Annotated in this window: 28 protein-coding genes; 18 read left to right on the forward strand and 10 right to left on the reverse strand. The window is 58.9% G+C overall.

Going from position 1 to position 23,042, the window contains the following annotated elements:
- Positions 1-46: 46 nt before the first annotated feature.
- A complete protein-coding gene (gene ubiE / locus EOL43_RS07100) occupies positions 47-799 on the forward strand; it encodes a bifunctional demethylmenaquinone methyltransferase/2-methoxy-6-polyprenyl-1,4-benzoquinol methylase UbiE (protein ID WP_133486972.1) in 753 nt (250 codons plus the stop codon).
- 1 nt (position 800) lies between these two features.
- Positions 801-2,330 carry a 2-polyprenylphenol 6-hydroxylase gene (gene ubiB, locus EOL43_RS07105; RefSeq protein ID WP_133486974.1) on the forward strand — a complete coding sequence of 510 codons (1,530 nt, stop codon included), beginning with the start codon at positions 801-803 and terminating at the stop codon, positions 2,328-2,330.
- Here the strand turns inward: ubiB and EOL43_RS07110 are convergent.
- The 3 genes from EOL43_RS07110 to EOL43_RS07120 are packed head-to-tail and all read right to left on the reverse strand — an operon-like array spanning position 2,316 to position 5,592.
- Positions 2,316-3,227 (reverse strand): phosphotransferase family protein, encoded by a 912-nt coding sequence (locus tag EOL43_RS07110; RefSeq protein WP_133486976.1) that lies wholly within the window; start codon positions 3,225-3,227, stop codon positions 2,316-2,318. The two genes, ubiB and EOL43_RS07110, sit on opposite strands and share 15 nt — an antisense overlap.
- Positions 3,228-3,263: 36 nt before the next feature.
- A complete protein-coding gene (locus EOL43_RS07115; RefSeq protein WP_133486978.1) occupies positions 3,264-3,944 on the reverse strand; it encodes a flagellar hook capping FlgD N-terminal domain-containing protein in 681 nt (226 codons plus the stop codon).
- 10 nt (positions 3,945-3,954) lie between these two features.
- The gene (locus EOL43_RS07120) at positions 3,955-5,592 is read right to left on the reverse strand and encodes a flagellar hook-length control protein FliK (protein ID WP_133486980.1); all 1,638 of its coding nucleotides are present in this window, start codon (positions 5,590-5,592) and stop codon (positions 3,955-3,957) included.
- Positions 5,593-5,710: 118 nt separating this feature from the next.
- On the opposite strand from EOL43_RS07120, the gene EOL43_RS07125 reads away from it, so the two are divergent.
- The 6 genes from EOL43_RS07125 (at position 5,711) to EOL43_RS07150 (ending at position 9,524) form a co-directional block, all read left to right on the forward strand.
- A complete protein-coding gene (locus tag EOL43_RS07125; RefSeq protein ID WP_133486982.1) occupies positions 5,711-6,007 on the forward strand; it encodes a rod-binding protein in 297 nt (98 codons plus the stop codon).
- The gene (locus EOL43_RS07130) at positions 5,994-6,329 is read left to right on the forward strand and encodes a hypothetical protein (RefSeq protein ID WP_133486984.1); all 336 of its coding nucleotides are present in this window, start codon (positions 5,994-5,996) and stop codon (positions 6,327-6,329) included. Before EOL43_RS07125 ends, EOL43_RS07130 begins: the two co-directional genes overlap by 14 nt.
- Positions 6,330-6,536: 207 nt before the next feature.
- Positions 6,537-7,874, forward strand: a complete 1,338-nt coding sequence (locus EOL43_RS07135; protein WP_133486986.1) for a flagellin — start codon at positions 6,537-6,539, stop codon at positions 7,872-7,874.
- Positions 7,875-7,963: 89 nt separating this feature from the next.
- Positions 7,964-8,332, forward strand: coding sequence for a flagellar biosynthesis regulator FlaF (gene flaF / locus EOL43_RS07140; RefSeq protein WP_240686490.1), 369 nt, complete (start codon positions 7,964-7,966; stop codon positions 8,330-8,332).
- Positions 8,329-8,733 (forward strand): flagellar biosynthesis repressor FlbT, encoded by a 405-nt coding sequence (flbT, locus tag EOL43_RS07145; protein ID WP_133486988.1) that lies wholly within the window; start codon positions 8,329-8,331, stop codon positions 8,731-8,733. The genes flaF and flbT overlap by 4 nt, the downstream gene beginning before the upstream one ends.
- Positions 8,730-9,524 (forward strand): DUF1217 domain-containing protein, encoded by a 795-nt coding sequence (locus EOL43_RS07150; RefSeq protein WP_133486990.1) that lies wholly within the window; start codon positions 8,730-8,732, stop codon positions 9,522-9,524. The genes flbT and EOL43_RS07150 overlap by 4 nt, the downstream gene beginning before the upstream one ends.
- A 2-nt stretch (positions 9,525-9,526) precedes the next feature.
- Here the strand turns inward: EOL43_RS07150 and EOL43_RS07155 are convergent, their stop codons facing one another.
- Positions 9,527-10,852, reverse strand: a complete 1,326-nt coding sequence (locus EOL43_RS07155; RefSeq protein ID WP_133486992.1) for a FliI/YscN family ATPase — start codon at positions 10,850-10,852, stop codon at positions 9,527-9,529.
- 87 nt (positions 10,853-10,939) lie between these two features.
- Between EOL43_RS07155 and EOL43_RS07160 the strand changes: the two genes are divergently transcribed.
- The 10 genes from EOL43_RS07160 to EOL43_RS07205 all read left to right on the forward strand — a co-directional run bounded on the left by EOL43_RS07160 (position 10,940) and on the right by EOL43_RS07205 (position 16,233).
- A complete protein-coding gene (locus EOL43_RS07160; protein ID WP_133486994.1) occupies positions 10,940-11,332 on the forward strand; it encodes a FlgB family protein in 393 nt (130 codons plus the stop codon).
- Between the two features lie 6 nt (positions 11,333-11,338).
- Positions 11,339-11,731, forward strand: a complete 393-nt coding sequence (gene flgC, locus EOL43_RS07165; RefSeq protein WP_133486996.1) for a flagellar basal body rod protein FlgC — start codon at positions 11,339-11,341, stop codon at positions 11,729-11,731.
- A gap of 11 nt (positions 11,732-11,742) precedes the next feature.
- Positions 11,743-12,033, forward strand: a complete 291-nt coding sequence (gene fliE, locus EOL43_RS07170; RefSeq protein WP_133486998.1) for a flagellar hook-basal body complex protein FliE — start codon at positions 11,743-11,745, stop codon at positions 12,031-12,033.
- On the forward strand, positions 12,030-12,299 hold the full coding sequence (locus EOL43_RS07175) for a flagellar biosynthetic protein FliQ (protein ID WP_133487000.1): 270 nt from the start codon (positions 12,030-12,032) through the stop codon (positions 12,297-12,299). Before fliE ends, EOL43_RS07175 begins: the two co-directional genes overlap by 4 nt.
- Before the next feature lies 1 nt (position 12,300).
- Entirely contained in the window at positions 12,301-13,023 is a 723-nt protein-coding gene (locus EOL43_RS07180) for a flagellar hook-basal body complex protein (protein WP_133487002.1), read from the forward strand.
- A gap of 9 nt (positions 13,024-13,032) precedes the next feature.
- Positions 13,033-13,818 carry a flagellar basal-body rod protein FlgG gene (flgG, locus tag EOL43_RS07185; RefSeq protein ID WP_133487004.1) on the forward strand — a complete coding sequence of 262 codons (786 nt, stop codon included), beginning with the start codon at positions 13,033-13,035 and terminating at the stop codon, positions 13,816-13,818.
- Positions 13,818-14,252, forward strand: coding sequence for a flagellar basal body P-ring formation chaperone FlgA (gene flgA, locus EOL43_RS07190; protein WP_133487006.1), 435 nt, complete (start codon positions 13,818-13,820; stop codon positions 14,250-14,252). Before flgG ends, flgA begins: the two co-directional genes overlap by 1 nt.
- A gap of 12 nt (positions 14,253-14,264) precedes the next feature.
- Complete coding sequence (gene flgH, locus EOL43_RS07195) at positions 14,265-14,993, forward strand: flagellar basal body L-ring protein FlgH (RefSeq protein WP_133487008.1); 729 nt, start codon at positions 14,265-14,267, stop codon at positions 14,991-14,993.
- Positions 14,994-15,002: 9 nt separating this feature from the next.
- Positions 15,003-15,494, forward strand: coding sequence for a flagellar basal body-associated FliL family protein (locus EOL43_RS07200; RefSeq protein WP_133487010.1), 492 nt, complete (start codon positions 15,003-15,005; stop codon positions 15,492-15,494).
- Between the two features lie 85 nt (positions 15,495-15,579).
- Positions 15,580-16,233 (forward strand): GntR family transcriptional regulator, encoded by a 654-nt coding sequence (locus EOL43_RS07205; RefSeq protein ID WP_133487012.1) that lies wholly within the window; start codon positions 15,580-15,582, stop codon positions 16,231-16,233.
- A 6-nt stretch (positions 16,234-16,239) separates the two neighbouring features.
- Here EOL43_RS07205 and EOL43_RS07210 read toward each other — a convergent pair whose 3' ends face one another.
- From EOL43_RS07210 to EOL43_RS07235, 6 genes are all read right to left on the reverse strand, one after another.
- Positions 16,240-16,926: a fumarylacetoacetate hydrolase family protein gene (locus EOL43_RS07210; protein ID WP_133487014.1), complete on the reverse strand. Its 687-nt coding sequence runs from the start codon at positions 16,924-16,926 to the stop codon at positions 16,240-16,242.
- Positions 16,923-17,759, reverse strand: coding sequence for an alkaline phosphatase family protein (locus EOL43_RS07215; RefSeq protein WP_133487016.1), 837 nt, complete (start codon positions 17,757-17,759; stop codon positions 16,923-16,925). The genes EOL43_RS07210 and EOL43_RS07215 overlap by 4 nt, the downstream gene beginning before the upstream one ends.
- A 157-nt stretch (positions 17,760-17,916) precedes the next feature.
- Positions 17,917-19,554, reverse strand: a complete 1,638-nt coding sequence (locus tag EOL43_RS07220; RefSeq protein ID WP_133487018.1) for an ABC transporter ATP-binding protein — start codon at positions 19,552-19,554, stop codon at positions 17,917-17,919.
- Positions 19,551-20,366, reverse strand: coding sequence for an ABC transporter permease (locus EOL43_RS07225; RefSeq protein WP_133487020.1), 816 nt, complete (start codon positions 20,364-20,366; stop codon positions 19,551-19,553). Before EOL43_RS07225 ends, EOL43_RS07220 begins: the two co-directional genes overlap by 4 nt.
- Complete coding sequence (locus EOL43_RS07230; protein WP_133487022.1) at positions 20,363-21,319, reverse strand: ABC transporter permease; 957 nt, start codon at positions 21,317-21,319, stop codon at positions 20,363-20,365. Before EOL43_RS07230 ends, EOL43_RS07225 begins: the two co-directional genes overlap by 4 nt.
- Positions 21,320-21,328: 9 nt before the next feature.
- Positions 21,329-22,915: an ABC transporter substrate-binding protein gene (locus tag EOL43_RS07235; protein WP_133487024.1), complete on the reverse strand. Its 1,587-nt coding sequence runs from the start codon at positions 22,913-22,915 to the stop codon at positions 21,329-21,331.
- Positions 22,916-23,042: the final 127 nt, after the last annotated feature.

Here is a 23,042-nt window from a genome sequence, read left to right on the forward strand (position 1 = left end):
TACTGTCACGATATGAGGGATCAACCGCAAGAAGCGAGTATGCCCAATGAGCACGTCAGACAACCGCACCACGCATTTCGGGTTCAAAACCGTGAACGAGGACGACAAGGCCGGAATGGTCCACGGCGTCTTTACCAATGTGGCCTCGAAATACGACATCATGAACGATGTCATGTCGGTGGGCATCCACCGCGTCTGGAAAGACGCGATGATGGATTGGCTGACCCCGCGCGACGGGCAGCGCCTGTTGGATGTAGCGGGTGGCACCGGAGACATCTCGTTCCGCTTTCTGGGTCGCGCCCCGGGGGCCGAGGCCGTCGTTCTGGACATGACCGAAAGCATGCTGGTTGAAGGTCGCCAACGCGCAGAAGCCTCGCATTTGGCCAATCATCTGGACTGGGTCGTCGGTGACGCCATGGCCCTGCCGTTTGAGGACAACAGCTTTGATCGCTACACGATCAGCTTCGGCATCCGCAACGTGACCCGCATCCCGGACGCGCTGAAGGAAGCCTATCGTGTGCTGAAACCCGGCGGCCGCCTGATGGTGTTGGAGTTCAGCCAGCTGCCCGATGAAGGCATGCAGAAGCTTTATGACCTCTATTCCTTCAACGTGATCCCGCGCATGGGCAAGCTGATTGCCGATGACTACGACAGCTATCAGTATCTGGTGGAATCGATCCGCAAGTTCCCCGATCAGGAAACCTTCGCCCGTATGATCCGCGAGGCCGGGTTCGAAAACGTGAAATATCGCAACCTGTCGATGGGCATCGCGGCCCTGCATTCGGGGTGGAAAATCTAAGATGCGTGGCCCTCACAACATCTGGCGCCTGATCCGAACCGGCGCGACCTTCCAACGAACCGGCGCAATGGGCGTCGTGCTGGACGCGATGAGCGCACCGGCATCCATCCGCATCGCCGCCCATGTGGTCGGCTGGCCCTTCGCATGGCTGGGCAAAAAGGGCGACCCCGCTTTGCCCCCCGTCACCCGCGCCATTACCGCGCTGGGTCCGGCCTACATCAAGTTCGGTCAGATCCTGTCGACGCGTCCTGACGTGGTCGGCCCGGAACTGGCAGACCAGTTGCAGTACCTGCAAGACAAGCTGCCCCCGTTCAAACAGGACGTGGCGCGCCGCATGATCGAGAAAGAGCTTGGGATCGAGATCGACACGGTGTTTTCCGAGTTTTCGGAACCCGTCGCAGCCGCCTCGATCGCGCAGGTCCACAAGGCACGTCTGGCCGACACTGGACAGGCCGTCGCCGTCAAGGTCCTGCGTCCCGGCATTGAACGCGCCTTCCGCACCGATATCGACGCCTTCCACTTCTCGGCCCGCGTGATCGAGATGCTGTTGCCGTCAACTCGCCGCCTGCGCCCCACCGATGTGGTCGAGCATTTCGAGCACACTGTGATGGGCGAGCTGGACCTGCGCCTCGAAAGCGCCTCGGCCAGCGAGTTTGCCGAGAACACTGCGCAGGATGAGGGCTTTGTCGTTCCCGAGGTGAACTGGGGCCTGACCGGCCGTACCGTCATGACGCTGGGCTGGGGTGAAGGCATTCCGGCCAATGATCTGGTCGCCATCCGCGCCTCGGGTTTGGACATGCAGCAGCTGGGCGAACGTGTGTTGCAGCTGTTCCTGTCCCACGCTCTACGCGACGGGCTGTTTCATGGCGACATGCATCAGGGCAACCTGAAATTTGCCGCGAATGGTGACATCATCGCCGTGGACTTTGGCATCATGGGGCGGATCGACGAATACACCCGCCGCGTCTATGCCGAGATCCTGTATGGTTTCATCACCCGCAATTACCGCCGCGTCGCCGAGGTGCATTTCGAAGCAGGCTACGTCCCCGCCGACCGCGATGTTGAAGAATTCGCCCGCGCCCTGCGCGCCGTTGGCGAGCCGATTTTCGGCATGAACGCCACACAGATTTCCATGGGCCGCCTGCTGGCCTATCTCTTTGAAGTGACCGAGAAATTCGGCATGGAAACCCGGACCGAGCTGATCTTGCTGCAACGAACCATGGTTGTGGTGGAAGGCGTCGCGCGCTCGCTATCGCCGGACATCAACATCTGGAAAGTCGCAAAGCCCGTGGTGGAAAGCTACATCTCGAACTCGATCGGGCCGAAGGCTTTGCTGCAAGACCTTGTGCACACCGCCCGCGTTCTGGCCCGCTTTGGTCCGCGCCTGCCCGAATTGGCAGAAGCCGCTTTGATCCGCCAGTCCGAGCCCCATCAGGAAGCCGACCGCGCCCGCCCGTTGCGTGCGATGAGCTATGTGACTTTGGGTGGCGGATTGGCCTTGGCAGCAGTCTGGGTCTCAACCCTGCTCTGACGCGTGGTGTTCCAGCGCGGCGACATCGCGATAGGCGGCGTCCCCATGTGCGGCTTTCCAGTGGCAATAGCACGCCATCCGCCAGTGAAAGAGCGGCGCCAATGCCGTGTAGCGCGCCACGCCAACCGCATCTCCGCCCGAGGCCAGATAGGCTGACAAGAATGCCGACTGCTCCTCAGTCGACAAGGGCTGGTTGCCATACAAGATCTGCATCGCCGGGGACAGGAAGATCGCAAGATCGGCAGCGGGATCCCCGATGCTTGGGCACTGCCAGTCAATCAAGCGCAATTCGTCCGACATCACGACGACATTGCCGGGAACAACATCCCCATGCAGGAACCGTCGAGTTGGTTGTGGCAGGTTGGTTGTGATGTCTGGCGGGGGCGGCAAATCCATCCCAATCGCACGCGCCATTGCCTGCGTTTCAGCGATCAAGGATATAGGCGAAGTGACCGTCTCGGGCAGTTCCTGGGGCGGAATGATCTGGTGCAAGCGGGCCATCAGCTGGGCAACGCCCTCGACGGCGCTGCTCCACGGTACGCCATCCACGTGACGGTAGAGCACACTCGCGCCCAGCGCGCTGTCCAGAAAGCACACGAAATCGGGTGCAATCCCCATGCCCGCCAGATGTTTCAACACCAACGCCTCGCGTGTACCATCATTGGCAAACAGGGGCGTGGCGGCCGAGGCATCATACAGTTTGCAGACAAGGTCATGCGGCATGTCGTCTGACGTGATCTGCCAGATCGGATTGCTCCGCCCGCCCATCAGCTGGGACCAAGTTGCCCGCTTGGACACATGCCCTTCCTCCTGCCAAATCAGGGCAAGCGCCTGTTGCAGAGCGTCCTGATCTTGCCGCGCGGGCAGATCGTCCAACATGAAGTCGCGAAGTGTCATACAAGCTATATAGCCAACCCGCCCCGCGACGAAAACTTATTCAGCGGCTTCGCGCAGGGCGGAAACGGCATCTGCGGTCACTCGCTCGCCACTTTCCAGCACAAGCCACAATTGCCCGCCACTATTTTGGGTTTCCACGATCCGGCCATAGCTTTCCATCGGGTCCGTCGACAGATGTCGCCCGTTACTGCGGCTGGTCAGCTCGAAGGAATAGACCCCGTGGGGCAGAGCATTCCCATTCTGATCAAGACCATCCCACTCTACCGGGTCAGTCGACACTGGCAGCGGCTCGCTATCAACGATGATTCCTTCGGCGTTTTTGACCACCATGATGGTCTCGTCCGCGGCCGCAACCGGGTTCGGGGACAACGTAATCGGGTCACCATCGAACAAAACCGGAGCCGCCACACGCGCCTCTTTCCCAACCCAATCCGCAATATCCGACATCCCCATCAACCCAAGCTGGGTTCCCATCGACTTCAACAGATCATTGGTCCGTACCTGCTGCTCAACGCCCGAGAATGTCGCAAGCTGCACCGCATAATCCGTCGACTCGATCGGGTTCAGCGGATCCTGGTTTTCCATCTGGGCGGTCAGCATCACCAAGAAGGTTTCGAAATCAGACGACACCATCGGCCCGTCCGAGGCTGATGCCTCGGCATAATCCGCGGCGGGTGCCGTCAGGGCGGCGGGCATGGCTGTAGGGGTAACGTTCATGCTGTGCTCCTTACACTCGAATATCCACACCCGCGCGGCCCGCGATATTCAATGCGCGTGGCAGGGGGTCTTCCGGCGCATCTTGCGGGTCAAACTGTGGGTGTTGGGAAGGGGTAGCGGTGTCGTCATCGGAATGCGCTCCGTTGCCTCCTTCTGATGTTTGTTGCTGAAATGTGAAACTCACATCCGACATGCCAAGCTCGCGCATGTCTTGTGCCAGCTGGTCGATATGACGCCGCATCAAGTCCAGCGTGTCTGGCCGTTCGAAGCTGAGAACGACATGCATGGCAGAGCCTTCGGTCTGGAAAGACATGCGCAATCTGCCAAGCTCCTCGGGGCTCAGCGTCAGTTCAACCGGGCGATCCGGTTGCTGCCGGACGATCTCGGCGATTTGAGCCATGACCATGCGGGGAAGCTCGGCACCACGCGCAATGGCCGCTGGCTTCAGGTCTGCTGACGTCTGCGATACCTGATCGACCACGCGAAATCCGGTCTCGTCAGATGCCGGCCGCTCGGCCTCTTGTTCGACCGTGAATATCAATGGCGTGGCGGACACCGGCATCGGAGCGTGTTTCATCATATCCGGAGCCTGCGCGGTCTTCAGATCAGACCCCGGCGCAGGGCTCGGTGCAGGGCCGTTGGGCGCTGCTTCCTCGGCTTGCGGCACGGGGGTGCTCTGCGGCTGAACTGCGTCGACCGGTTTGGGCGTAGTCACACTCACGTTTTGTGGTGAATCGGACTTCTGCGCCACAAGGTGCTTTTCATGATGTGAGGCCCCCGATTCTGTCGGGCGCTCCAGAGCGGATCTGGGGATATCTACACCCGCACGGTGATCCAGAACCCGTGTGAACGCCGCCGCAACGCCCGGCTCTGCAGGACGCTGGTTCAGAAGACTGGGGCCGGGCATCACATCTTTCCGGGCCAACAGCGCGTCATGAACCATCCCGGCCATTGAGCGTGGCTCTGAACGCGCTTGCCCTGCGGATGACACCTCCTTATCTGCGGGCGCTTGGGGATGCTCGATTGCTTTTGGTGCCTGCTGATCTGGCGTCAAAAGCGCGGCAACGGGCGCGTCCGCCGCACCCTCGACGACCGGCTTGGACATCTCAGCTTCGGCGACATCTGAAGCGCCATCCCCCACGTCCTGCGGAGCGTCAACAGCTACCACGGAGCGCGCGAGGGACACATCTGTCCCGTTCGCCAACGGCGCAGAAATCGGTTCAAGACGTGCCGACACCCCATCATCCGGAATGGTGTTCGCTGACGACAAGGGCTTTGCCAGATCTACGTCGCCTCGCGTGTAATCTTCAGGCATACGTTTTGACGCGACCGTCAGCTCTGGCAGTGTCCTGCGCAGGTCGCCCGCAAGCTTAGGCGTATCCGCTGGAAGCTCTGTCATATCAAAAGGCGTGTCTGGCGCGGGGATGGCATCCCCCTTTTGAATCTGCGCCTTTTCCTCCCTAGGACTTGGTTGAATCATCGCTTCGATCGGCAGTTCCAACTCCATCGATGGCTTTTCCTGACCCAGAAAAACCATATCAAATGCGGCCTCTGGCGGCACAATCGACTCGCCCCATTCCACAACAGGGATTTGAGTGTCGCGATCCGTCTGTCCCGCAGGTGCGAAAAGAAACTGTGCAATTTGCATAAGGTCCGTCCGGGAGTTCTGCCTCGGTTCAGCGCAGAATTGCAGATGGGAATTACCAAATCTTTACCGCTGACAGGGACACTGGGAAAAACTGTGACGAATTTGAAAGGGCGACATCATGGATCCTGTCTCAGGTGTATCGCAGCCTATCGCGACGCAAAAACCGCTCGCAGCGGACCCGGACAAAGCGCTTTGGGACGCCGCCAAAGAACTGGAAGCCAGCTTCCTGTCCGAGATGCTGAAATCCGCCGGGATCGGCAAGACGCCGGACAGTTTTGGCGGCGGCATTGGCGAGGATCAGTTCGCGTCGTTTCTGCGTCAGGAACAGGCGCGCAGCATGGTCGACAGCGGCGGGATCGGCCTTGCCCAATCCCTTTTCGAAGCATTGAAGGAGCGTTCGGATGCACAAGTTTAACGAACTGCTCACCCTGCTTGAGGAAGAGCGCCAGATGATTCTGAATGGTGATCTTCACGATCTGCCAAAACTGACCGAAGCAAAGACGGGCGCGCTGTCTGAGCTCGGGCAAACAGCCGTCACTCAACAGCAGTTGGCGCATCTACAGGCGATGGCTGCACGCAATCAAAACCTGCTTGCCGCGGCAGCAAATGGCATTCGCTCGGCGCGGCAACGGCTCGACGCCATTCGCAATCGGGATCAGGGGGTTAAAACATACACCCGTACAGGCGCCTCGGAGCTTCTGTCACGCAAGCCCTCGAACTTTGAAAAACGCGCGTGACCCGCCCCAGTTTAGTTCAACTTGTATGAAATCAAGCCAGCGAGATTCAGTATTCGTTCAGAGTTTCCATTGCAGTTTCGCTTTGCATCCAAACGGATGGCGCGGCCGATCAAATTGGCTTGCAGATGTCAGAAGGCAAAGTCGTCCCGCGTAAATCCGGGGACATGGGAACAGGCGCAAAGCGCCATAGATTGAAGGGAATATAATATGTCCAGCATTCTGACCAACAACAGCGCGATGGTGGCGCTTCAAACGCTGAAGTCCATCAACTCGAACCTTGCCAGCACGCAGGCCGAGATCTCGACCGGTAAATCGATCAGTTCGGCCAAAGATAACGCAGCCGTCTGGGCGATTTCGAAAGTCATGGAATCTGACGTAAAGGGTTTCAAGGGCATTTCGGAAAGCCTTTCGCTAGGGGAATCGACCGTTGCCGTTGCACAGAAAGCAGCGGAAACAGTGACCGATCTTCTGACGCAAATGAAAGGCAAGATCGTTGCCGCGCAGGAAGAAAACGTGGACCGTTCGAAGCTGCAGACTGATATTGCTGCACTACGCGACCAGATCGGCTCGGTTGTGAACGCAGCCCAGTTCAACGGTTTGAACCTGATCGACGGCACCAGTACCGACACAATGGACGTTCTGGCTTCGCTGGATCGTGATTCGTCGGGCAACGTGACGGCCCGCCACATCGAGGTCGATCGCCAGAACCTGTCGGTGACCACGCCGGTGACTTCGGCAGCATTCGGGACCACCGACCCGGCAGACCAGGCAGCAGCGAACGCGTTGATTCAGGCGGGTGCGAACAACACCCAGTTCAACGATGCGGCTTTTGACCCGGCCTCGCCGACCGCAACCATTGCGGATGGTGGAAGCCTGACCTTCACGATCGGATCGGTCAGTGAAGGCGACAGCTATCAGGTCATTCTGGATGACGTAAATGTCAACGTTGCCGGAGGCGGCACGTCGTTGGGTCAGCGCACCTTTGAATATGTCGCTGGCGCCAATGACGGTACTGCCGACGTCGCACAGCAGCTGGTCTCGCAGATCAACTCGTTCTTTGCGGCAGCAACCGGATCGGCTGAAGGCTACTCGATCACGCAAGGAACCGGCAGCAATACCAACCAGTTTACCATCACGAATGCGACTGGCGGTGTTACTGATGCCATCAACGTGGGCGTACGTGCACAGACTGGTGGTACACCGGGCACTACGGCAGCTTCGGGTGGCCTGGGTGCATTGCAAAACATTGATGTCACAACTGATTCCGGTGCGACCGGCGCGCTGACCGCGATCGAGGGGCTGATTGACAAGTCGATCGATGCTGCCGCCGCCTTTGGCTCGGCTCAGGGCCGGATCGAGACACAGACGAACTTTATCTCGTCTCTGTCCGACTCGCTGACCTCGGGGATTGGTGCGCTTGTGGACGCGGACATGGAAGCGGCCTCGGCACGTTTGCAGGCGCTGCAGGTTCAGCAACAGCTGGGTACTCAGGCACTGTCGATTGCCAACCAGGCACCGCAGAACATCCTGTCGCTGTTCCGTTAAAGGGCGTGACGGTGGGGCGCCAAAAAGGCGCCCCACACATCCCTTCTCCCTGACCACCATTGTTTCCGGAAGGACATCCTGTGACCGCTATGAACATGACCAAAACGGCTTATGCGGCAACTCAAAACACCGTACGCACACCGCGCGGTATCGAATACGAGGCGTTTGCTCGTATCACACATCGCCTGAAATCCTCGGCAGAGAAAGGCCGCGGCGAATTCGGGCAACTGGCGCAAGCCATTCACGAAAATCGTCAACTATGGACCTTGCTGGCCGCCGACGTCGCCGCTGCAGACAACGGCCTACCCGCCGATCTGCGCGCCCGCATTTTCTATCTTTATGAATTCACCAATCAGCATTCGCGCAAAGTTTTGAAAGACCCTGATGAGGTTGGCGCACTTGTCGAAATCAACACAGCCGTCATGCGCGGCTTGCGCCAGACAGGAGTAGCAGCATGAGCGGATTGGTCCTGAAACTCAGCCCGAAAGAACGTGTGTTGATCAACGGCGCGGTCATCGAAAATGGTGACCGGAGATCACGGCTGTCCGTCGTCACACCGAATGCCAACATCCTGCGCCTGAAAGACGCCATCCACCCAGAGGAAGTGAACACGCCTGTGCGACGGGTCTGCTACATTGCGCAACTGGTTTTGTCTGGCGACGCGAAACAGGAAGATGGGCAACTTCAATTACTGCGCGGAATTGAGCAGCTCTCTCAGGTGCTCACAGATCCAGACAGCCGTAAGTTTCTGGATGCGGCCTCTGGTGCGGTTCTGGACAACCAGTACTATCAGGCGCTCAAGCAACTCCGCGCCTTGCTACCGCGAGAAGAACGCCTTCTGTCGGCACGGTTCGCATGAGCTTTCAACCGGTCATACCGTTCAGCGGCGCGGCCGGTTGGGCGTTTTTGCAACGCACGAAAGAGGCGCAGCAAACTGCGTTCGAAAGCGGCGCGGTCCCTCAACGCGACGTACAGTATTTCCAAGAGAACATCGGAAACGTCACAACGGCTGAAGAACTGGTCAGCGATCGCCGACTGCTCTCGGTTGCGCTTGGGGCTTATGGGTTAAGCGAGGATATCAATAGCACCTATTTCATCCGCAAGGTTCTGGAAGACGGAACGCTAAGCGCCGACGCATTGGCCAACAAGCTGTCCGACCAACGCTATTTTGAAATGGCTCGGGATTTCGGGTTCGGAGACTACAATGTTCCGCGCACCCAAATCTCGGATTTTGCCGCCAAGACGGTCGCAGCATATAAAGAACGGCAGTTCGAAGTCGCGGTGGGCAATCAAGATCAGGATATGCGCCTCGCGATGAGCCTGGAGCGTGATCTAGGCAATATCATTGGAAAGTCCACTTCAGATACTGCGAAATGGTATTCGGTCATGGGGAATCCGCCCTTGCGTCAGGTGTTTGAAACAGCGCTGGGGCTTCCGTCCTCTTTCGGGACCATCGACATCGACAAGCAGCTTGAAGTCTTTCAGGAGAAATCCGAACGCTATTTCGGGTCCTCTGCGGTTGATCAGTTTTCAGATCCTGCACAGCTGGAGGAACTTACCCGCCTGTTTCTTGCACGGTCTCAGATTGCGCAGGGAACAGCGGCGCTCAGCTCAAACTCAATCGCTCTGACATTGCTGCAGAACGTGTGACGCTAGTCCGCATTCTTGGACAAACAGGCCGCCAACCGATCGAAACTGGTGCGCGTGTCCAGCACCTCGGGTGCGGCCAGAAATCCATCTATCCTTGGCCATGCCTCAACCGCGTGATCCAACAACACGTCATTTCCTGCAGAATATAGTCCTGCTTGGATCATCATTTCAGACCGATCATACAAGCCCAGCAGCTTGCGCCCTTCGAGAATAAGGGCGTTCTCGTCGTTCGAAGCCGCTTCGGGAAGGGCGCGCGATACCGACCGCAAAACATCAATCGCTGGAAACCGCCCGCGTTCTGCAATCTTTCGATCAAGCACAACATGACCGTCCAAAACTCCTCGCAAGATATCCGCGACCGGCTCTTCCATATCCGATCCCGCCACAAGGACCGAAAATACGGCTGTGATGTCTCCTGTCTCGCCGACACCCGGCCCCGCCCGCTCACAAAGCGAAGTAATCTGCTGCGTGGTAGATGGGGGAAACCCACGCAGATTTCCCGTCTCGCCCGAAGCAAGCGCAATCTCGCGATGCGCCTCGGCAAATCGGGTTACGCTGTCGGCCAGAAACAACACCTGCCTCCCCAGATCGCGAAAATGTTCAGCAACCGACATTGCCATCCATGCACAGCGCCGCCGCATCATAGGAGACTGGTCCGATGTCGCGGCGACGACAACCGCCCGCTTCATCCCCTGCTCGCCCAGGACGCGTTCCACAAATTCACGCACCTCGCGCCCACGTTCACCAATCAATGCGATCACGACCACATCGGCGTGCACGCCCCGTGCAAGTTTGGCCAGCAGGGTGGATTTGCCCACACCCGAGCCCGCAAAAAGCCCGATCCGCTGCCCCGAGACAATCGGAAGAAAGGTGTTGAACACTGTCATTCCGGTTTCAAGCCGATCCCCCAACGGGCGGCGTGCAGTTGGGTTCGGCACCTCGCCCTTCAGCGCACGCGCCTGCGTCCCCTGTAGGATCGGCTGCCCATCCAGACTTTTCCCTAACGGATCCACAACCCGCCCGATCCAACTGTCATCTGGGGAAATGCTGGAGCCACCCAGCAATTCGACCTCGTCTCCGATCTGCAGTCCGGCGCAATCCCCATCTGGCAAGACCGAGATCGTGTCACCCGACAGCCCCAGAACCTCGCCCATCCGGGGTGTACCACCGCGCGGATGGATCTGCACCAGATCCGCCTGTGCGGCGATTTTTGCAAGCCCCGACACCTCGACCATACCCTGCCGAATGTGAGTCACACGCCCGATATGTCGAACGACCTGCAGTGATAAAAGCTGTGCGGTCACCTGCTCGAACCCAACATTGTGCATCGGCATTCTCCTAAAATTTTCACTGAAACTGTTTATAAAGGAATCAGGGTTAAGCCTTGGTTGAAGCCAATCGAGGGAGAAGCCCCGATGTTTGAAAAACTGAGTATTTTTGCCAAGGCAAACGACCTTGCGCTCCATGCTGCGGCACGGCAGTCCGTCATCGCGCAGAACGTGGCGAACGCGGATACGCCGGGGTATCGCGCCCGCGACGTTGCCTCGTTTTCTGAGACGTATAAGCCCGGCCGGCCCGATCAAATGCGCGCCACGCGCAGCGGCCATATCGGGGCAGATGCGGCGACCTCCCCCGCAACAGAATCCAATGTCGTCTATCGCGCTGGCGCGACCTCGCCCAACGGGAACTCGGTGTCGCTTGAGACCGAGATGATGATGGCTGCCGAGGCCAAGAGGGACCACGACATGGCACTGGCCGTTTACAAGTCCACGCTGGGCATCATGCGCAGCGCGCTGGGACGGAGGTAACGGGCCATGAGTGATCTTCGCAATTCGGTAGCCGCCGCCGCATCGGGCATGAAAAGTCAGGCCAACCGCCTGCGCCATGTGTCTGAAAACATCGCCAATGTGGACACGCCCGGCTATCGTAGAAAAATGGTCAGCTTCCAGGCCGCGCTTGAAGGTGGCCGCGCCACGGGACTGGTGGAAACAGGTCGCGTCCAGTTGGACAAGACCGCCCTGCCCAGCATCTACGATCCCTCACATCCGCTGGCCGATGAAAGCGGTCATTATCAAGGCTCGAACGTCGATCTGGTGATCGAGATCGCGGACGCTCGTGAAGCGCAGCGGAGCTATGAAGCTAACCTGAAAATGTTCGACCAGTCGCGCCAGATGTCGCGCGGGCTGTTGGATCTGCTGCGCCGCTAGGAGGATAGATTATGGATATTCGTGCAACACTCGCTTCGCAGCAATATGCGGCCTCGCGTCAGGCGGCTCAGCCGACGGCGAATAATGAACAAAAAGTGAACAATTTCGCCGGTGTCGCGCAGGACTTTGCGCAGACCCTGCAAAACGGGGAACGCACCGCGATGGCCGCGCTATCTGGTGACGCCGATCCGCATGCATTGGTGCAGGCCTTGGCCCAGACCGAGTTAGCGGTCGAGACCGCCGTGACCGTCCGCGACAAGGTGGTCGAGGCCTATCAGGAAATCTTAAGGATGCCGGTCTGATGGACGAGATTATCTTCTATGACACGCTGCGCGCGGGGCTTTGGGATGCGGTCCTGATTTCGCTGCCCATCCTGTCGGTTGCGCTGATCGCCGGTCTGATCGTTGGCCTGTTCCAAGCACTGACTTCGATCCAAGAAATGACCCTGACCTTTGTCCCCAAGCTGGTGGCCATTCTGGTCGTCTTCTGGGGCAGCATGGGCTTCATGACCGAAACGCTGGTCAGCTTCTTCCAGTTGCGCGTCGTTCCCTTGATTGCAGGAGGCTGAGATGGACAATATCGGCTATACCTCCCTGACACGGCAATCCGGCTTGATGCGCGAGATGCAAAGCATCGCCAACAACATTGCCAATGCCTCGACCACCGGGTTCCGGCGCGAGGGCGTCATCTTTTCCGAGTACATTCATGCACTTGAGCGGGGTGATCCCTCACTTTCCATGGCAACGGCCAACACGCGGGCGCTGAATTTGGAACAAGGCGCGCTGACCCAAACCGGGGGCACATTCGACTTCGCAATCGAAGGCGATGGTTTCTTTCTACTGGACGGACCAACCGGCCAATTCCTGACCCGTGCAGGAGTCTTCACGCCATCCGCCGAGGGCGAGCTTGTGACCCCTGACGGCTATCGTCTGTTGGACGGTGGCGGGTCCCCCGTCTTCATTCCGCCCGATGCGAAAACCGTATCGATGGCCGCGGATGGGACGCTGTCTGCCGACGGCCGGGCACTGGCCTTGATTGGTCTGTTCACCCCGGTCGATCAGACCGACCTTCAGCACCGCGACGGCGTCCGGTTCGAAGCGCCCAGCGGGGTCGAACCGGCCCTATCTGAGGCCTCGATCCTGCAGGGGTTTGTCGAAGGATCCAACGTCGATCCCATCGCCGAAATCGCCCGCATGATCGAGGTGCAGCGCAGCTATGAGCTGGGTCAGAAATTCATGGAAAAAGAAGATGAGCGCATCCGCTCAGTCACCAAAACGGTCATCGGACAATAGGAGGCTTAAATGCGCGCACTGAACATTGCAGCAACCGGGATGTTGGCCCAGCAAATGCGGGTCGAAACGATCTCGAACAACCTCGCGAACATGTCGACTACGGGTTACAACACTCGGCGGGCCGAGTTCGCGGACCTACATTATCAGCAGGCCACGCGGGCAGGCACGATCAATGCCGCGGACGGGACAGTCCTGCCGACTGGCGTCCAGCTGGGTCTTGGTGTGCGTCCGACCTCGGTCACGATGATGGTCCAGCAGGGGACATTGGCGCAGACCAATGGCGATCTGGATCTGGCCATCGAAGGGCGTGGATATCTAGAGGTCACGCTGCCTTCTGGCGCATCAGGTTACACGCGGGACGGCGGGCTGAAATTGTCCGGCGACGGCTTGATCGTGACCTCGGACGGCTATCCGGTCGCGCCTGAAATCACCATCCCCAGTGACGCGCGCCAGATCTCGATCAACTCGGATGGCGAGGTCTATGCCTTTTTCGACAACACGATCGAGCCCGAACTTCTGGGCGCTTTCACCCTTGCCAGCTTCACCAATGACAAGGGGCTCGAGGCGATCGGCTCGAACCTGTTTCGTGAAACGCCTGCCTCGGGGCCCGCTTTTGTTGGGGCCCCCGGTACAGACGGGCGCGGCACGCTGCGGCAGGGTTATCTGGAAAACAGCTCGGTCGACGCCGTGCGCGAAATCACCGAACTAATCGCGGCCCAGCGCGGGTACGAACTGAATTCGAAAGTCATCACCGCGGCTGACCAGATGCTTGCGGCAACCACACAGGTGCGCTGATGAAACGATTTCTGACATTCCTTTTGATGGGACTCGCAGCGCCTGCTGCCGCCGATACCGTCGTCGCAGCCAAGAACCTACGGCCCGGCATGATCGTCTCGGCGATGGATGTGAAGCTGGTCGAGGCCGATATCCCGGGCGGATTTCGGCTGCTCGAGGATGTCATCGGACAAGAGGCCCGCGTGGTGCTGTATGCTGGGCGGCCCGTGTTGCCCAATGACATTGGCCCGCCCGCTCTGATCGACCGAAACCAGATCGTCACTCTGGTTTATACCGCCGGGTCGATGACCATCCTGGCCGAAGGGCGCAGCCTGGGGCGCGGAGCGGTCGGGGACCGTGTGCGGGTAATGAACCTGTCCTCGCGCACGACGATCACCGGATCGGTATCCCCCAATGGCGACGTCATCGTCTCGAATTCTCACACCCAATTTTGACAAGGAAAACCAATGCGTTTGACCCTGCCCATCCTGATCCTATCCATGGCTGTGACCGCCTGTTCTCGCATCGAGAACGTCGGCAAGGCCCCCGATTTGAACCCCGTAGAAATGAGCGCCGAGCATCAGGCGATGCAAGCGTCGGCGCTGCCACAGGATCTTCCGCCGCAAGGCACGGTGGACCGCTCGTCCCTGTGGAGCGGCGGGCGGCAATCGCTGCTTGGGGATCGGCGCGCTCAGAAGTCGGGTGACATTCTGACCGTGGTCATCGAGATTAATGATCGCGCCGAGTTCTCGAACAGCTCGTCCCGCGCGCGTGGCGCGTCTGACGACATGGGTATCCCAAACCTGTTTGGCATCCCGCAAGCCATCGACAACAGGCTGCCCGAGGGTGCCTCAATGGCGAATGCGGTCGGAATGTCATCCAGCAGTGCGTTCAATGGAAATGGATCGGTTAAACGAAACGAAAAGCTGGAACTGCGTGTGGCTGCGACGGTCTTGGGCACGCTACCGAATGGTGTGTTGAAAATTCAAGGCACGCAGGAGGTTCGGGTCAATTTCGAACTGCGCGAGCTTCTGGTCACCGGTTTTGTGCGCCCCGAGGACATCTCGCGCCAGAACGAGATCCCGTATGACAAGATCGCCTCGGCCCGTATTTCCTATGGCGGTCGCGGACAGATCACCGACGTTCAGCAGCCGCGTTATGGCCAACAGGTCGCTGACATCATTCTTCCGTATTAAGGGGGCACTATGGGCAAGATCATCCCAATCATTCTGGCCTTGATCGGGCTTGGGGTCGGCGCGGGGGCCGGCCTGATGCTTCAGCCTGAACCGGAACCAGTGGTGATGAACCCGTGCGGAGACACGGAAACCGCCGAAAAAGATGAACATAAAGACATGGACGAGGACACGCCCTCGGACACTGAATTCGTGAAGATCAACAACCAGTTCGTTGTGCCCGTCGTCGCAGATGGCAACATCTCGTCCCTTGTGGTGATGTCTCTGAACATCGAGGTCGAACTGGGCGGACGAGAGACAGTGTATCAACGCGAGCCCAAGCTGCGCGACGAGTTTCTTCAGGTGATGTTCAACCACGCCAACACGGGTGGATTTGACGGGGTTTTCACGCAATCCAGCCGCTTGGACCCTCTGCGCGCGGCCTTGCTTGAGGTGGCGCAATCCATTCTAGGGCCGAGCGTGAAAGACGTGTTGGTGACAAACATCGTCCGGCAGGACACGTAAGAGCTGGTTGGCTGGCGTTGCGCCCTTTGAAACACTTCAACCTGCCCCGCGATATTGGTAGTCTGCCCCTAAGGGAGACCATTGAATGCAGTTGAAATCCGTGGACGTGTCGAAGACCGCCTCAGCCACCACCATTATTTTCGAGGCGCTGAAACAGGCCATCGTCGAAGGCGAGTTAGAGGACGGCACCCCTCTGCGTCAGGATGAAATTGCGAAAATGTTCAACACATCGCGCATTCCGGTCCGCGAGGCCATCCTGAAGCTGGAAGAGCACGGATTGGTAACATCACAGCGCTACAAGGGCGCGGTTGTCTCGTCCCTGTCGCAGGACGAGGTGCGCGAGATCTTCGACTTTCGTGCTTTGTTAGAGCCGCATGTCATCGCGCAAGCCGTACCGAAAATGGATGCCGAAACGCTGCGCACAGCGCGGGGGTACTACGAGGCGCTGGCCTCGTCGAACGATTCCTCGGAATGGGGCGATCTGAACCGGAAGTTTCACGCGACGCATTACGCCGCCAGTGGCCTGACCTATCATCTGGCTGCCATCGACAACGCCCTGAACCGGATCGACCGCTATCTGCGGGCGCGCATCATGATGGATGATGGCATGATCCGCGCCAATCATGACCACCTGATGATCCAAGAAGCCTGCGAGGCCGGAGACGCGGATAGAGCGGCCGATTTGACGCTGACGCATATTCAAGAAGCACGCGACAAGCTGTTGGCCTATTTTGGGTAAGCCGTCCTAGGCGATATGCGTGGTGACGCTGCCCAGCCCGTCGATCTGCGCAACGCATGTGTCACCTGACTGAAGCGGCCCGACATTTTCCGGCGTTCCGGTGAAAATCAGATCTCCTGCGCTCAGCTCGACCAGCGTCGACAGATAGGCGATCACGTCGGCCACCGGCCAGATCAAATCTGAAATATCCGAGTTCTGGCGCGTCTCTCCGTTCACGCTCAGAGAAATGGCGCCTTTGGTGAAATGCCCCACCTCGGCCACGGGGTGCAGCGCGCCGCACGGGGCGGAACGGTCGAACCCCTTGGCCATATCCCACGGACGCCCGTTCGATTTCGCATCGGCCTGCACATCGCGGCGAGTCAGGTCGTTGCCAACCGCATAACCCCATACATGATCCAGCGCGGCGTCGGCGGCGATGTTCACACCACCTTTGCCGATCGCTACGACCAGCTCGACCTCGTGATGCAGGTTCGACGTGCCCGGCGGGAAGGGAATGGTCGCGCCATCCGCCACCAAGGCATCCGCAGGTTTCGAAAAGAAAAACGGCAGTTCCCGATCCGGGTTCGATCCCATTTCACGCGCGTGGGCGGCGTAGTTCTGCCCGACGCAGAAAATCCGGCGCACCGGGAATTTCTGGTCCGAGCCAGCGATGGGAAGAAACGGTTGTGCGGGAGCGGGAATGGTCCAAGTCATTTCAGGAACACCTTGCCTTTCATCGTGTCTGCAATCGGCGCGCCCATCAGGGACAGGATCGTGGGCGCAAGCTGAATTTGGCACAAAATATCGCTGTCATCGACCACGTCCGCATCCCCGAAATAGTAAAGCGCGACGTCTTGTTGCACGTCCTCGTGCCCGCCGTGATGGCCGCGATTGGTCTGGCCGTGATCTGCGGTCACAATCACCTCGTATCCCTGATCCCGCCAGCGCTTGATAAACGGGGCCAGCTGTTCGTCCATCTTGAAGCAGGCATCGTCCATCTCGTGGCACTCGTGCCCGAACCGGTGGCCCATGCTGTCCAACGTGCAGGTGTGCAAGATACCATAGTCGATCCCCTTGCGCTCGCACAGCATGGTCAGCGTGCCGAACAGGTCGACATCGGCGGGGGTGCATTGGTTGATCATCCCATAGCCGGTCATCGTGTGGAAACGCCCGTGGTTGATCGAGGTGCTCTCGGGCTCGTCATATTCCACGTCGCGCACCACATCGAAGGGCGCGCGATTGAAGAACTCGGACCAGAAGGAATGCGTCACCGCGCCGGTTACGCCGCCAGCCTTGCGGACTTGGCTGAAAATGTCGTCATGCGACAGGCGGAAGACATCGTGATTGCCAGTGCAGCCGTGTTCTTGCGGGGTCACGCCCGTATGGATCGACGCATAGCAGCTGGCCGAGGTCGACGGCAACACAGCCCGCATTTTCAGCAGCTTCGCATCGCCAGATTGCACCCAACCTTCCAGATTACCAAACAACCGCCGCCAGTTGCGATGCGGCACACCGTCGATGATAAGAAGCAGGAGTTTTCTGTCCATGTCAGCGCCCTTCCGATTTGCGCGTTGATTTGCCCAAGACTAGGCGGGGGACGTCACGGATTTATGCAACGGACGCGTCAGAAAAGGGTCGGTTTTGACCCGGCAAAAGAAAACCGGGGGCGTCGTGTGACACCCCCGGCCTGTTTTTTTCGATGGCTTAGTTGCCGGCGCTTTCCATCTTGCGGTTCTGGACAACCTCTTCCAGCCAACCCAGTCGCATCTCGGGGACCGAGCTAAGCAGCAGGTCGGTATAGTCGTCGAACGGAGGCGCCAGCACCTCGGTCTTCGGACCATAGCGCACGACGCGGCCCTGATACATCACGGCGATGCTGTCTGCGATGGCCTTCACCGTCGCAAGATCGTGGGTGATGAACAGATAGGCCACGTTCTCGACCTTCTGCAGGTTTTCCAACAGCTTCAGGATGCCATCTGCCACCAGCGGGTCCAGCGCCGAGGTCACCTCGTCACAGATGATGACCTTGGGCTTGGCGGCCAGCGCGCGCGCGATACAGACACGCTGTTTCTGACCACCTGACAGTTCCGCCGGGTAGCGGTCGATGAATTCGACCCCCAGTTCGATCTCGTCCAGAAGTTCGATGATCCGCGCGCGCTTTTCCTTGCCCTTCATGCCGAAATAGAATTCCAGCGGACGACCGATGATCGTGCCCACGGTCTGGCGCGGGTTCATGGCGACATCCGCCATTTGATAGATCATCTGCAACTCGCGCAGATCCTCGCGCGAGCGGCCCTCAAGATCCGGCGACAGGTCACGCCCGTCGAAATGGATCTTGCCTTCGCGTGGCGGCAACAAGCCGGTAATCACGCGGGCCGTGGTCGACTTACCCGACCCGGATTCGCCCACAACGGCCAGGGTTTGGCCCGGGTGAAGCTCCATCGTGACATTGTGCAACACGTCGAAGTTGGTGCCCTTGTAGCGGGCGGTGACGTTTTCCACGGTCAGGACGGGGTTGTCCGTCGGCGGTTTGCCTTCGTGCTGGGTGGACCGGACCGATACCAGGTCGCGGGTATATTCCTCAACGGGATTGTTGATGATCTGATCCGTGGTGCCATGCTCGACCATGTCGCCCATACGCAGCACCATGATCTCGTCCGAGACCTGAGCCACCACCGCAAGGTCGTGCGTGATATAAAGCGCCGCAACGCCAGTATCCCGAATGGCATCCTTGATCGCCATCAGAACGTCGATCTGCGTGGTCACATCCAGCGCCGTGGTGGGTTCGTCGAACACCACCAAATCGGGCTCGGGGCACAGGGCCAAAGCCGTCATACAGCGTTGCAACTGACCACCCGACACCTGGTGCGGATAGCGATTGCCGATATTTTCAGGATCAGGCAGACCCAGCTTGGTAAACAGCTCTACCGCGCGCGCTTCAGCCTCTTTCTTCGAGAACTTGCCTTGGTGCAGCGAAGCTTCGATCACCTGCTCCATGATCTTCTTGGCAGGGTTAAAGCTGGCCGCAGCCGACTGGCTGACATAGGTCACCTCGGTTCCGCGCAGCTTGCGCAGGTCGCGTAGGTTGGTGCCAAGGATCTCGCGACCATTGACCCAGACCTTGCCGCCGGTGATCTCGACCCCACCCCGGCCATAGGCCATCGAGGCCAGACCGATGGTGGATTTACCAGCGCCCGATTCACCGATCAGACCCAGCACCTTGCCCTTTTCCAGCTCGAAGGACACGCCGTGAACAATATCAATGTTGCGGGGCTTTTCGCCGGGCGGATAGATCCGCGCGCCGATTTTCAGGTTTTCGACCTTCAGAAGTTTCTCGCTCATCCGCGGCCTCCTTTCAGGCTGGTGGTGCGGTTCAGCACCCAGTCGGCAACAAGGTTCACGGAAATCGCCAGCGTCGCAATGGCCACGGCGGGCACAAGGGCTGCCGGGATGCCATAGACGATGCCGTCTTTGTTTTCCTTCACGATGCCGCCCCAGTCAGCGTTCGGCGGTTGCACGCCAAGGCCAAGGAACGAAAGCGTCGACACGAACAGCACTGCAAAGATGAAGCGCAGGCCCATTTCGGCCACCAGAGGCGACAGCGCGTTGGGCAGGATCTCGCGGAAGATAACCCAGCGGCGGCCTTCGCCGCGCAGTTTGGCGGCTTCCACATAATCCATGACGTTGATGTCCACGGCGACCGCGCGGGCAAGACGATAGACACGCGTCGAATCCAGAAGACCCATCACAAGGATCAGGATAAGCAGCGTCACGGGCATGACCGACAGAACAACCAGTGCGAAGATCAGGGTCGGGATCGACATGATCAGGTCGACGAAGCGGCTCATCACCTGATCGACCCAGCCGCCGACAACGGCTGCCGTGAAGCCAAGGATCGAGCCCAGCGTGAAGCTGAGGATCGTGGCCGCGGTGGCGATGAAGATCGTCGTCCGCCCGCCATAGATCATACGGGTCAGCAGATCACGGCCGATATTGTCGGTGCCCAGCCAGTGCTCGGACGAGGACGGCTCCCAGACGTCACCAACGATCTCGGTCATCGAATAGGGCGCAATCAATGGGGCGAAGACTGCCACAAAGAAATACAGCCCGGTGAAAAACAGGCCGATCAAGGCCGCGGGGGGTATTCTCATCATTTCGGATGCCTCAGCCTTGGGTTCGCCAGGATCGACACGATGTCAGCCACCATGTTCAATCCGATATAGACCGCCGCAAAGATCAGACCGCAGGCCTGCACAACGGGCACGTCACGTTTGGCCACGTGGTCAACCAGATACTGGCCCATGCCGGGATAGACGAAGACCACCTCGACAACCACAACGCCCACGACAAGGTACGCAAGGTTCAGCATGACCACGTTCACGACCGGCGCAATGGCGTTCGGGAAAGCGTGGCGGGCGATGACCTGAAAACTTGTCAGACCCTTCAGCTCAGCCGTCTCGATATAGGCCGACTGCATCACGTTCAGAATGGCGGCGCGCGTCATGCGCATCATGTGCGCCAGCACGACCATGGTCAGAACGGTCACGGGCAGTGCAATCGCGCTAAGCTTTTCGCCCAGAGACATGCTGTCATAGATCGTGGACACGGTCGGTGCCCAGCCCAGTTTCACGCCGACATAGTACATCAGCACGTAACCGATCAGGAATTCCGGAACCGAGATCGATGCCAGCGTCACTGCCGAAATCAGCTTGTCCGGCCACCGCTCGCGATAGCGCACGGCAAGCAGGCCAAGGAAAATGGCCAGCGGCACGGCAACAACTGCGGCCCAGAACGCCAGGAACAGCGTGTTTTTCAGACGCCCGCCAAGGCTGTCGACAATGTCACGCCCGTTGGTCAGGGCTGTGCCAAGGTCGCCCTGCAATGCACCAAACAGCCAGTTGAAATAGCGTGTGGTGGCAGGTTGATCCATACCCAGCTCTTTACGCAGGTTGGCAAGGCTTTCGGGGGTGGCGGATTGTCCAAGGATGTTTTGTGCGACATCACCCGGAAGGATGGTGGTGCCCGCAAAGATCAGCACCGACGCCGCAAGAAGAAGGAGGGTGCTCAGCGCAAGACGCTGAGCCACCAGTTTAAGGATGGGATGCATGAGCTGGCCTTATTTCAACCAGCAACGCGAGCCTGCCAGACCGGCCATCAGTTCAGCGTTCGGATCTGGCATATAGCCACCGATGTCATTGCTGACACCGTCGATGAAGTCGTTGAACATCGGAGCAATCAGGCCGCCTTCTTCGTGTAGGATGCGGGCCATTTTGCCGTACATCTCTTTGCGCTTGGCTGCATCCAGTTCGGCCTTGGCGGATTGCAGAAGGCTGTCGAACTCGGCGTTGTTGAAACGGGTGTCGTTCCAGTCAGCGGTCGACAGATACGCGGTCGAGTACATCTGGTCCTGAACCGGACGACCCGTCCAGTAGGACGCACAGAAGGGCTGTTTGTTCCAGACTTCCGACCAGTAGCCGTCATTCGGCTCGCGCTTGATTTCCAGCGGGATGCCAGCGGCCGCAGCGCTTTGCTGGAACAGCTGGGCTGCATCAACAGCACCCGGGAAGGCGGTTTCTGCAACGCGCAGAATGATCGGCGTGCCATCATGGCCCGAGTTCTTATAGTGCTCGGCCGCTTTGACCGGATCGTACTCGCGCTGCTCAAGGCTGTCATCAAACAGCGGGTAAGCTGCGTTGATCGGAATGTCGTTGCCAACACCACCATAGCCGCGCAGGATCTTGTCCACCATTTCCTGGCGGTTGATTGCGTATTTCAGCGCGAGGCGCAGCTCTTTGTTGTCAAAGGGCGGCGTGTCGGTGTGCATGATGAACACATAGTGGCCACGGCCCGAAACGTTTTGCACGGTGATGTTGGGCGCACGATCCAGCAGTCCAGCGATCTTCGGATCAACCGAGTTCACCATGTGTACCTGACCCGACTGCAAAGCAGACATACGGGCAGTGTTGTCATTGATCACCAGAATCTCGACCGAATCCGCATGACCTACGCTGTCATCCCAGTAGTTGGCGAACTTGGTGAAAGTGTGACGAACACCGGGCTCATTGCTCTCGATCTGATAGGGGCCTGTGCCGATCCCGGCGGTGGGATCATCCATGCCACCATTGGGCTGGATCGCCAGGTGATAGTCAGCCATCAGATAGGGAAGGTCAGCATTCGGTGTATCAAGGTTCAGCGTCAGCGTGTTGCCACTGACCGACATGCTTTCGATGCCTTTCACGATCCCCAAAGCACCCGATTTGGATTCTTCGTTCGAATGACGCTCGATCGTTTTCATCGCGTCTTCAGCAGTCAGGGATTTACCATTGTGGAATTCGACACCCTGACGAATGTTAAAATGCCAAGTTTTCGCATCAGCCGAGCTGTCGATGCTTTCGGCAAGGCGCATGTCGATCTCGCCAGTCGGCGAAACGTTCACAAGGGTATCACCCCAGTTGCCCAATGCCGCACGAGGAGTCTGCGATGCAACCAGACCCGGATCCAGCGAATCCGTACCAGCACCGCCGTTCATCCCCAGCTTGATGGTGCCGCCTTTGTTGGGGCCGGCTGCCATGGCCGCGGTCGACAGCATCGTGCTGGCCGCAGCGGTCGACACGCCCAGTGCGCTTGCGCGACCCATAAAGTCACGACGCGACAGCTTGTTTTCCGCTACGCGCTTGGACAGAAATTCTAGTTCTTTCGACATTTATTGCTCCCTGAGTTTCGGCGCTACCTGTTGGTGCACCGCGTTTTATTGGTTCCGGTAACAGAGTTGCCTAGTTGCCGCCTTTCTGCAAGGGCGGTTCCCGACTCTCGAAACCATGTTTACGACA

The sequence above is a fragment of the Aliiroseovarius marinus genome (assembly GCF_004360145.1).
Taxonomy (GTDB): Bacteria; Pseudomonadota; Alphaproteobacteria; order Rhodobacterales; family Rhodobacteraceae; genus Aliiroseovarius; species Aliiroseovarius marinus.